Below are 10,717 nucleotides of genomic sequence, written 5' to 3' on the forward strand. Positions count from 1 at the left end.
CCTTGTTATAGGAGGGCCAGTTAGTGATTTTAAAATTTTGTTTTGCCATGGAGACCTGATTTTGAAACAACTATGGTGATCTGTTCCGATGATTACCCAAACTTTCTATTTATTCAACAAAGCCGGTGGACGGGTATAAATATGTCACCCTACTGTATCTGATTTAACGCGATTTTGTTATCAATGGGTGTAATTCGTGTTGCATCCGAATTTTTTAATGCATCAGCGTGCAACCGTTCGGATTAATCTTGAAAGTTGCACGTGCTTAAACGTCATGGTGGACGTGTTAACAAAAGCAGTATGTATTCTCTGCAACCGCAGCATAAACAGGGTGTTTTGCTAACAGTGCAACAGGTAGAATTGTAGGTAAGCAGCGCGCCGCTGGCATAAATAACCGCAAGGGGTTGCCAACGGCTGACCGGTGACGGAGTATCCTCTCTAATTTTCGATTTTTTACAGAAATTTATCGGGGTTGCAGCTTGCGTTGTTTAAACGCTGACCTATCATGATGAACCGGGCTTTTATCAAGTTGTCGGAAGGTTAACTTATCCATTAATATGGATTTTAGTTGATTTAAGCACACGAACAGGGGGAGCTGTGCTGGTTAATAATTTTGGGGTTGAACGTCGAGTAGCGAATTTGCGCTGGTTGTCCGCAGCGATTGTGTTGTCTTTCACTGCGTTGCCTGCCTGGGCATTCTCGCTGGATGATGTGGCAGCGCAAGCTGAACAACTGGCAGCGAAAGGCTATGAAGCGCCGAAGAGCAATCTTCCCGCCCAGTTCCGCGATATGAAATTTGCTGATTATCAGCAGATTCGTTTTAACCAGGAGAAGTCATACTGGAATAACCTGCAAACGCCGTTTCGCATTCAGTTCTATCATCAGGGCATGTATTTCGATACGCCAGTGAGAATCAATGAAGTGACGGCCACTGAGGTTAACGAGATCGCCTATTCACCGGAATATTTTAATTTCGGTACGGTGAATCACGATGCAGAGACCGTGAAGAATCTCGGTTTTGCAGGCTTCAAAATCCTGTATCCCATCAACAAGCTTGGCAAGGATGACGAAATTGTCAGCATGTTGGGTGCCAGCTATTTCCGTGTGATCGGTAAAGGGCAGACTTACGGCCTTTCTGCGCGCGGTCTGGCGATTGACACGGCATTGCCCTCTGGGGAAGAGTTCCCACGCTTCTGCGAGTTTTGGATCGAACGTCCAAAACCCAATGACAAGCACCTGCTGGTATACGCGCTGCTCGATTCACCGCGTGCTACGGGCGCATACCGTTTCGTCATTTATCCAGGACGCGACAGCGTGGTTGATGTTCAGGCTAAAGTGTTCCTGCGCGCTCGCGTCGGTAAACTGGGGCTGGCACCGCTAACCAGTATGTTCCTTTTTGGGCCGAATCAGCCTTCTCCCACCTTGAACTACCGTGGGGCGTTGCATGACTCTAACGGTTTATCTATCCACGCGGGCAACGGTGAGTGGATTTGGCGTCCGCTGAATAACCCGAAACACCTGTCTGTCAGCACCTATTCGATTGAAAACCCGAAAGGCTTCGGTTTGCTGCAACGTGGGCGTGACTTCTCCAGCTATGAAGATCTGGATGACCGTTACGATCTGCGTCCTAGCGGCTGGGTTGAAACCAAGGGCGAGTGGGATAAAGGGAAAGTCGAACTGGTGGAAATTCCGACCGCCGATGAAACCAACGATAACATCGTTGCTTTCTGGACGCCGGAAGCGCTACCTGAAATTGGCAAGCCGCTGGAAGTGGGCTATCGCCTGCACTTCACGCGTGACGAAGAACAATTGCATTCACCTGAATTGGCCTACGTTCAGCGCACCATGCGTTCTACCGGGGATGTGAAACAGTCTAACCTGATTCGCCAACCGGATGGCACCGTTGCGTTCCTGGTCGATTTTGCCGGACCGATGATGAAAGAGATGGAAGAAGTGACGCCTGTGTCCTCTCAAGTCAGCATCGGCGACAACGGTGAAATCGTTGAGAACAATGTTCGCTATAATCCGGTAACGCGCGGCTGGCGTTTAACACTGCGTCTGCGTGTGAAAGATCCTAAACAGCCAACCGAGCTGCGCGCTGCGTTGGTGAACGGCGAAACGCTGTTATCGGAAACCTGGAGCTATCAGCTACCTGCCAATGAATAAGTTAATCTCGAGCCCTGATTATATCGGGAAATTGCCTCTGTCCGCGCAAGCGGCGGAGGCGTTGCAGCATGCGTTGCCTCATGCAGAGAGTGAAAGTCTCTCTGCAATACATCGGGCTCTGGCGCAGGGGGAATCCCCTGCGACGCTGCTGACGGAAGACGATTCGCCGCTGCAATCTGTCAAGGCGCGTCTGGATGCCGCCTGGCCCGATACGGCAACGGCGGTTAAACCGGTGATTGTTGATAAAGAAGGGCGTGCCGCATTACAGGCGATGCCCACGATCAAACGTGCGTCGATGTTTCCTGACATGTGGCGCACCAACCCGCTGGTACGCTGGTGGGAAAGTATGCTCGGGCGCTCCCCGGCGCCGAGTCGTCCTCATGCCAGCCCGGAAGAGAAGATTGCCGAGAACCGCTGGAGAATGGTGGGGACGCTGCGCCGTTATACCCTGCTTATCTTGACGTTGTTCCAAACGGCAATCGCCACCTGGTACATGAAAACCATTTTGCCTTATCAGGGATGGGCGCTGATCGATCCGTTCGCTATGGTGAATCAGCCTTTCCTGCGCTCCTTTATGCAGGTTCTGCCTTATATCCTGCAAAGTGGCATTCTGGTGCTGTTTGCCGTGCTGTTCTGTTGGGTCTCTGCCGGTTTTTGGACTGCGCTGATGGGCTTTTTACAACTGCTGATCGGCAAGGACAAATACAGTATCTCGTCAACGACGGTAGGGGATGAGCCACTCAACCCCGAGCACAGAACGGCGTTGATCATGCCTATCTGTAACGAAGACGTTGAGCGCGTGTTCGCTGGATTACGGGCGACCTACGAATCTGTGGCAGCGACTGGACAGCTCGATCACTTCGATCTGTATGTGTTGAGTGACAGTAACGACCCGGACAAATGCGTTGCAGAGCAGAAAGCCTGGATGGACCTGTGCCGTGAAGTGGATGGGTTTGGCCGTATCTTCTATCGCCGCCGCCGCCGTCGCGTGAAACGTAAGAGCGGTAATATCGATGATTTCTGCCGTCGTTGGGGCAGCCAATACAGCTACATGGTGATATTGGATGCCGACAGCGTGATGAGTGGCGAATGTCTGACGCAACTGGTGCGTCTGATGGAAGCCAACCCCAATGCCGGGATTATCCAGTCTTCTCCAAAAGCGTCCGGGATGGATACCTTGTATGCACGCTTCCAGCAATTTGCCACACGTGTGTACGGGCCGTTGTTCACCGCTGGTCTGCACTTCTGGCAACTGGGTGAGTCGCACTATTGGGGCCATAACGCCATCATCCGCGTGAAGCCGTTTATCGAGCACTGCGCGCTGGCACCGTTGCCCGGTGAAGGTTCTTTTGCGGGTGCGATTTTGTCCCATGACTTTGTTGAAGCGGCACTGATGCGCCGTGCGGGCTGGGGGGTATGGATCGCCTACGATCTGCCCGGCTCTTATGAGGAACTGCCACCTAACCTGCTTGATGAACTTAAGCGCGATCGCCGCTGGTGCCACGGCAACCTGATGAATTTCCGGTTGTTCCTGGTGAAAGGGATGCACCCGGTACACCGTGCCGTGTTCCTGACCGGGGTGATGTCTTATCTTTCCGCACCGCTGTGGTTTATGTTCCTGGCGCTGTCAACCGCACTGCAAGTGGTGCATACGCTGATGGAGCCGCAATATTTCCTCCAACCGCGTCAGCTCTTCCCCGTGTGGCCACAGTGGCGTCCTGAATTGGCGATAGCCTTGTTCTCGACCACATTGGTGCTGCTGTTCCTACCAAAATTGCTGAGTGTGATTCTGGTATGGGCAAAGGGGGCGAAACCTTACGGCGGTGCCGTGCGCGTTTTCCTGTCGTTACTGCTTGAGATGCTGTTTTCGGTATTGCTGGCCCCAGTGCGTATGCTGTTCCATACCGTTTTCGTGGTCAGTGCCTTCTTCGGCTGGTCCGTGCAATGGAAATCGCCGCAGCGTGATGATGATGCCACACCGTGGAGCGAAGCCTTTGCTCGTCATGGCTCGCAATTGGTGTTGGGGCTGGTGTGGGCCATTGGTATGGCCTGGCTGGATTTGCGTTTCCTGTGGTGGCTGTCGCCGATTGTTTTCTCGTTGATCCTGTCGCCATTCGTGTCGGTGATTTCAAGCCGTGCCTCGATTGGGCTGGCATGCAAGCGTGCTAATCTCCTGTTGATTCCGGAAGAGTACGAGCCGCCGCGCGAGCTGGTGGCGACGGACACCTATTTCCGTGCCAACCGTGCGCGTAAATTGGAAAACGGTTTCGTGCAGGCGGTCTTTGATCCTTCGCTCAATGCGTTGGCGAGTGCAATGGCAACTGCGCGCCATGGCTTTAGCCGTGCGGTTGAGCAGGGCCGGGCCCAGCGCGTGGCTGATGCGTTGAAACAGGATCTGGATGCGCTAAGCGACAATCAGCGTCTGGTGCTGCTGAGCGATCCGGTGACGATTTCCCGTTTACACTATGCGGTGTGGCACGATCCGCAGCAGTTTGCCACATGGCATCAGCGCTACCACGCACTGGAGTCCTGACGGTTTTACCGTAACGGTGTATTTCATCCATAAAAAACAGCGGCATAGCCGCTGTTTTTTTATTGCACTGCCAGAACGTCCGGCGATTTAATACAGAGCAGGTTCGCCTTCCGGACGCGTTTTAAAGCGGCGGTGTAACCACATATACTGATCGGGTGCCAGCAGCACATTTTGTTCTACCAGCGCGTTCATCCAGGCGGCTGTTGTGGCTTCATCATCTAACGGTACGCTGAGTTCGGCAGGCTGGATGATCAATTCATAGCCTTTCCCCTCCTCGCGCCGCCGAGGGACAAATGGCACAATGGCCGGTTTGGCCACTTTTGCCAACAAATAACTCCCGCTGGTGGTTGCAGAACTCTCCATAGCAAAGAAGGGAACAAACACGCTGCTGCGCGGGCCATAGTCATGATCGGGGGCATACCAAATAATCTCCCCCTGCTTGAGCGCACGGATCATGCCCTTGAGATCTTTGCGATCCAACATGGTCTTATTTGAGCGCATGCGGCCCCAGGTTTGCAACCAGTCAATCAGTTTGTTGTCATTGGGCCGATAAACGCCGATCCCAGGGTTATGCATGCCGAAAATACGTGCCCCCAGTTCCAGCGTAAGAAAATGTAATCCAATCAACAATACGCCACGTTTTTCTGCACGCAGTGGTTGTATATTCTCAAGGCCAGTGACGGTAAACCAGCGGGCGATGCGCCAGTCGGGCCAAAACCAGGCCATGCCGGTTTCTAACAGCCCCATGCCCACGGATTCAAAGTTTTTACGCACCAACGCGGCACGCGCTTGTTTTGTCATCTCTGGAAAACAAAGTTCCAGATTGCGTTCTGCAATGTGCACGCGGTGCTTCATAACGCGCATGGCGATACGGCCTAGCGCTGTGCCGAGACGATAAATAACCGGGTAAGGCAGTAACACGACAAGATAGAGTATGGCGATCCCTAGCCAGGTCAACCAGTAACGAGGGTGTAACAATGAACGAGTGAATGATGGGAGTTGTGTCATGAGTTCCAGTATCAAAAAATGCAGGCGCAGTCATCCGCGCTTGTCGTTAAAAGAAATCAGTCACACCAAGTGATAGTGTCTAATGTGGTGCGGTGCATCAGCTATCGTAATGATGCGGGAAAGCGTTCCGGCACAGGAAGGCTAACCCGGCGTAAGGCAATGTGGAATACTCCAAAAATCAATATCCGCCTTTTATCTTAGCATCGACGAATTATGATGTTTAACCTTTGGTGGGATGTCTGTGCAGAAGAGACCCCTCCCGTTTGCGCCAGGGAGGGGGGAATTGCTTAATGTTGAAACAGATTTTTAATATGATGCGGTTCACTATGCCAGAATTGCGGCGGCGTTGATACTTGCGCGCCCAGTCGTGCGGCGGCGTGCCATGGCCAACGCGGGTTATAGAGCACGGCGCGCGCAATGCCGATAGCATCCGCCTGACCCGTTGCCAAAATGCCTTCAGCCTGCTCGGCTTCTGTGATAAGGCCAACCGCGATGGTGGTGATCCCCACCTCACGCTTGATGCGCTCAGCATAGGAGACCTGATAACTGGGACCTGGCTGGATACGCTGTGCCGGAGAGAGCCCGCCGCTTGAGACATGCATAAAATCGCAGCCAGCGGCATGCAGTGCATGGCTAAGCGCTACAGACTGCTCGAGATCCCACCCTCCTTCTACACCATCGGTGGCAGAAATGCGCACGCCAACAGCCTTGTGGGCGGGAACAACCTCACGCACTGCGCGAAACACCTCAAGTACCAGACGCATGCGGTTATTCAAATCCCCGCCGTAGCGATCGTCACGGACATTCGACAACGGAGACAGAAATTGATGCAGCAAATAGCCGTGTGCGGCATGAATTTCGAACACATCAAACCCGATACGATCGGCGCGTTGAGCGGCATTGGCAAAAGCAGTGACGACATCCGCAATCTGCTGCGTCGTCATCGCCGTTGGTGAAGATTCATTGTCATCATAAGGCAGGGCTGAAGGGGCAACAGGCTGCCAGCCTCCTTGCTGTTCGCTCACGCGAGCCCGTTCTTGCCACGGTACTGCGGTGGATGCTTTGCGTCCGGCGTGGCCCAGCTGAATGCCAAGCGGCATAGCGGAGTACGTCTTAACGGCATTGACCGTCGTGGCGAGCGTCTGCTCGGTTTCATCATTCCACAGACCCAGATCCTGAGGAGATATACGGCCTTCAGGCACAACGGCTGTCGCTTCAATGATCAGCAACCCGGCACCTGAGTGGGACAGGTTACCTAAATGCATGGTATGCCAGGGGGTAGCCAGACCGTTCTGGGCCGCATACTGACACATGGGGGCAATGATAATGCGGTTGGGCAGTGTGACGGGGCCTAGCGCGAGTGGGGTAAATAGCCGACTCATGGTGGTTTCCTTATCCAAGAAAAAACGAATAAACCATCATACGCCGAGATATTTTTGCTGTGTCGACGATTTTCTCCATGCCGCACGAATTCCTCCTGTGGCGTAATTGCCGCGAGCGGCTATAATCCCGCGCGTTACACACATGTCGCCGTAACGTTATAATCTGGTTAACCCTTGCTGAAGACAGGAACGTACACCATGCCAGTGTTACACAACCGTGTTTCCAATGAGGAACTGAAAGCGCGTATGCTCGCGGAAACCGAGCCTCGCACCACAGTTTCCTTTTACAAATATTTTGCGCTTGATGATGCACAAGCGTTTCGCGATAACCTTTACGTGCAATTTCTGCAATGTCAGGTATTTGGCCGTGTCTATGTGGCAGCTGAAGGCATTAATGCGCAGGTGAGCGTGCCTGCCAGTCGCTTCGACGACTTTAAGGCGGCGCTGTACAGCGCGCATCCGGCATTGGACAGTATCCGGCTGAATGTGGCACTGGATGATGACGGAAAATCCTTTTGGGTACTGCGCATGAAAGTTCGCGATCGTATTGTTGCGGATGGCATCGACGATCCGACCTTTAATCCCAGCGATGTTGGTACCTACCTGAAAGCCGAAGCGGTTAACGCCATGGCGGACGATCCGGACACGCTGTTTGTCGATATGCGTAATCATTATGAATATGAAGTGGGGCATTTTGAAAATGCGCTTGAAATACCTTCCGATACTTTCCGCGAGCAATTGCCGATGGCCGCAGAAATGCTGGCTGATGCGCGGGAAAAAAATATCGTGATGTATTGCACCGGCGGCATTCGCTGTGAAAAGGCCAGCGCCTATATGCGCCATCAGGGCTTCAAGAACGTTTACCATGTGGAAGGTGGCATCATTGAATATACCCGTCAGGCCAAGGCCCAGGGCCTACCGGTAAAATTCATCGGTAAAAACTTTGTCTTCGATGAGCGCATGGGAGAACGCATCACCGACGATGTTATCGCCCACTGCCATCAATGTGGTGAACCGTGCGATACCCACACCAACTGCCGCAATGCAGGGTGTCACTTATTGTTTATTCAGTGCCCCCGCTGTCAGGTGGCCTATCAGGGCTGTTGTAGCGATGCCTGTCAGAGCGAGTTGGAGTTACCGCTGGAAGAGCAGCGTGAGCGGCGTCGCGGACGTGAAACCAGCATGAAGATTTTTAATAAATCACGCGATCGACTCAGAGGGGCGTTGCATATCCCGGCACCTGATGAAAACGGCAGCAGTGAGCAGTGACAGAGTATTCATGGGGCGCGGTTAATTGGGAAACTTAAGCGCGCTGAATATGACGACACCGCCATCAGGCGGTGTCGTCAAGGGATCATCGGTTACTGTGAAATCGGTAGACTAGTGTTTAAGTAAATCTTGTGGCTGAAAATCTGTCGACTCAATTTTAGCAATACCCGCTTCAAGAATATAAATAAGTTGCCTTGCTACATCGGTAGTAAGCCATAAGGTTCGGCCTACATTTGCCTCTGCGGGAGCCTGGTCTGGGGTGGTTAAATAATGCAAACGGATCATCATGGCGTCATAACTGTCAACGGTGCTGATATCCCATCCTACAAGAGGATGTGTCTGAATAACTTCATTTTTTCTGTCCATACATACCCCTTATTGACTAGTTACTAACATGAGTGACTAACGAGGCTAGGGCGGCTCCTTATTGACAAGAGCAACTTAAGTATACTGTGACTTTTGTACAGCAGGTGAGTTATTTCGACTCTTTTTGCAAAGAAAAATTTCTGAATATGATATCCCCAAATTTCAATGGGATATCAGTCAGGCGGGCACAAAACAGGTTATTCGGCACTGATACCGGCATGCTTTTCAAACACGGCAATAAGCAACGCCAGATGTTTTTTGGTCTGTTCTGCGCGGTGTTCGTTGTGCGATTCCAGTTTCAAATTATGTAGTAGCGGCAGCTGTGCCGTTCTTTCATCCAATGCAAATGCCAGGGAGGAAAACGCCAGTTCCAACGCATCAATCTTGTGCTGCTGGTCGTTAAACAGCGGGATGAAAATTATGGCATTTAGATTCAGAGAGTTACAAGCAATCGATCGAAATTACTCGAAATTCAGTCGAAATTATTCAATCTCAGCCCACTCTGCCCCTCTTACATCGCGATACTTATCGGTCATCTCTGAGGACTTATGTCCTAGCAGTTTTTGCGCATAATCCCTCCCTTTCTCATCAGTGTAGAGACGCGCTGCAAGGCTCCTGATTTCGTGAAATGAAGGAGCTTTTCCTTGCCACGTTAGTCCTGATAATCGACGTGCTTTCAAAAATGCTCTGGAAATCGTGTCCTGAGAAAATTGCTCGTGTTTGGCATCTGCGACAAGATGCGCTCCACCGTTGTTTAATGCCCTAAACTGGTTTAATACATCAGAAAGGCATAAGTTGAGGCAGTCGATGCGGATTGTCTCGGAGAAGGCAAGCATCATGCCTGTTTTCGCCTGCTTGATGTAAAGGCGTCCGTCTTTGAAATCCTCCCAGCGTAGCGCCTGTATATCACCTAAGCGTTGACCTGTTAGTAGAGCAAGGTCGAGGCAAGGGCCAACCCATGCGGGTAATGTATCCGCCGCTTTGCGGATGTCCTTCCAGTTGTCCAAAGTTATACGCTCACGTTGAATTTCCACTCGATGGTTACGCGTAACCTCGGCTGGATTGCTTTTGAGCAGCCCCTCGGCAATCGCTTCACGAAACAGGTCAAGTAGCAATGTCCTGATGCGGTTCGCCATGGTTACTTTCCCTGCTTTTACCCACTGATTCAGGAACGAGGCAATGTCTTTGGTTTCTACTTTCTGAAGAACAAATTCGCCTAAATGGGCGTTAACTGCTTTCAGGTATTTATTGTACTCGCCCATCGTTTTCGGTTTGAGTTTCCGGCCTTCGAGTACCGTCAGATAACGCTCAGTCCATTCACTCACTGTAGTCACCTGTGTGCCGTTGATGCGGTCAACGAGCGGTGATTGTTTTGATGAGCCATAAATCGCCATATTGGCTGCGATGGCTTGCGTAATGGCCTCCTGTCGATGGCGGCCCAGGCCATACTCTTTTCCGGTGCGCGGGTCACGGTAGCAAAAATAGCCGCCATTACGCGGTTGCAGGTTTGGCGGCAAGTCGCGGTTCTTATGGCTTCTCCGGCGTGCCATGTCTTATCCTCGATAACAGGGCGGGATGAAGGTAACCTGATGAGCTAAGATTTTTATTCTGGGTGAGCTTGCAGGTGTTTTCCTCAACCAGATACTCGCGCCCATCTCGTATCGGTGCGGGAAAAATCATTCCGTTCCTGACCAATCGCCTGACGGTTTCCATACAACGCGGGCGGGGTTGCCGCCGATTCCACTCGGATAAGGTGATGTATGCCATAATTGACCTCTGCTAAAATCAGGCCGCTGAGCCGTTCGTCATGACGGCGAGCGGGTGGGGGAATGACCAATCGAAGAAATGCGGTGGTGAACGTTTCACACAGGGTGTGCAGTGATGCAGGTGATTTCAGGCTGTAACAGTCTTGATTAAGGTGCTGGGGCAGGTCGTAGAGGTTTGCGTTGCTGCTCGAGGATATCGATAAGCCTTCTGTATCCGTTTCTCAGCC

The 10,717-nt window shown here is 52.0% G+C and carries 9 protein-coding genes; 3 read left to right on the forward strand and 6 right to left on the reverse strand.

What is annotated here, in order from left to right:
* Window positions 1–597: 597 nt before the first annotated feature.
* Both ACTBDZ_RS11035 and mdoH read left to right on the forward strand, forming a co-directional pair.
* The gene (locus ACTBDZ_RS11035) at window positions 598–2,166 is read left to right on the forward strand and encodes a glucan biosynthesis protein G (RefSeq protein ID WP_438815343.1); all 1,569 of its coding nucleotides are present in this window, start codon (window positions 598–600) and stop codon (window positions 2,164–2,166) included.
* Complete coding sequence (gene mdoH, locus ACTBDZ_RS11040) at window positions 2,159–4,699, forward strand: glucans biosynthesis glucosyltransferase MdoH (RefSeq protein ID WP_438815344.1); 2,541 nt, start codon at window positions 2,159–2,161, stop codon at window positions 4,697–4,699. The genes ACTBDZ_RS11035 and mdoH overlap by 8 nt, the downstream gene beginning before the upstream one ends.
* An 87-nt stretch (window positions 4,700–4,786) precedes the next feature.
* Here mdoH and ACTBDZ_RS11045 read toward each other — a convergent pair whose 3' ends face one another.
* Together ACTBDZ_RS11045 and ACTBDZ_RS11050 are read right to left on the reverse strand one after the other, a co-directional pair.
* A complete protein-coding gene (locus ACTBDZ_RS11045; protein WP_438815345.1) occupies window positions 4,787–5,707 on the reverse strand; it encodes a Kdo(2)-lipid IV(A) acyltransferase in 921 nt (306 codons plus the stop codon).
* A gap of 287 nt (window positions 5,708–5,994) precedes the next feature.
* Entirely contained in the window at window positions 5,995–7,089 is a 1,095-nt protein-coding gene (locus ACTBDZ_RS11050; RefSeq protein WP_438815346.1) for an NADH:flavin oxidoreductase/NADH oxidase, read from the reverse strand.
* Between the two features lie 198 nt (window positions 7,090–7,287).
* Between ACTBDZ_RS11050 and trhO the strand changes: the two genes are divergently transcribed.
* Complete coding sequence (trhO, locus tag ACTBDZ_RS11055; protein ID WP_438815347.1) at window positions 7,288–8,358, forward strand: oxygen-dependent tRNA uridine(34) hydroxylase TrhO; 1,071 nt, start codon at window positions 7,288–7,290, stop codon at window positions 8,356–8,358.
* 111 nt (window positions 8,359–8,469) lie between these two features.
* On the opposite strand, the gene bssS is transcribed toward trhO, so the two are convergent.
* The 4 genes from bssS to ACTBDZ_RS11075 form a co-directional block, all read right to left on the reverse strand.
* Window positions 8,470–8,724, reverse strand: coding sequence for a biofilm formation regulator BssS (gene bssS / locus ACTBDZ_RS11060; protein WP_430358430.1), 255 nt, complete (start codon window positions 8,722–8,724; stop codon window positions 8,470–8,472).
* Window positions 8,725–8,921: 197 nt separating this feature from the next.
* Window positions 8,922–9,098, reverse strand: a complete 177-nt coding sequence (locus tag ACTBDZ_RS11065; protein WP_438815348.1) for a hypothetical protein — start codon at window positions 9,096–9,098, stop codon at window positions 8,922–8,924.
* 108 nt (window positions 9,099–9,206) lie between these two features.
* Complete coding sequence (locus ACTBDZ_RS11070) at window positions 9,207–10,274, reverse strand: phage integrase Arm DNA-binding domain-containing protein (RefSeq protein ID WP_438815349.1); 1,068 nt, start codon at window positions 10,272–10,274, stop codon at window positions 9,207–9,209.
* Window positions 10,252–10,491 (reverse strand): excisionase, encoded by a 240-nt coding sequence (locus tag ACTBDZ_RS11075; RefSeq protein WP_438815350.1) that lies wholly within the window; start codon window positions 10,489–10,491, stop codon window positions 10,252–10,254. Before ACTBDZ_RS11075 ends, ACTBDZ_RS11070 begins: the two co-directional genes overlap by 23 nt.
* Between the last annotated feature and the right edge of the window lie 226 nt (window positions 10,492–10,717).

It is taken from the genome of Symbiopectobacterium sp., from assembly GCF_051710365.1.
Lineage (GTDB): Bacteria > Pseudomonadota > Gammaproteobacteria > Enterobacterales > Enterobacteriaceae > Symbiopectobacterium.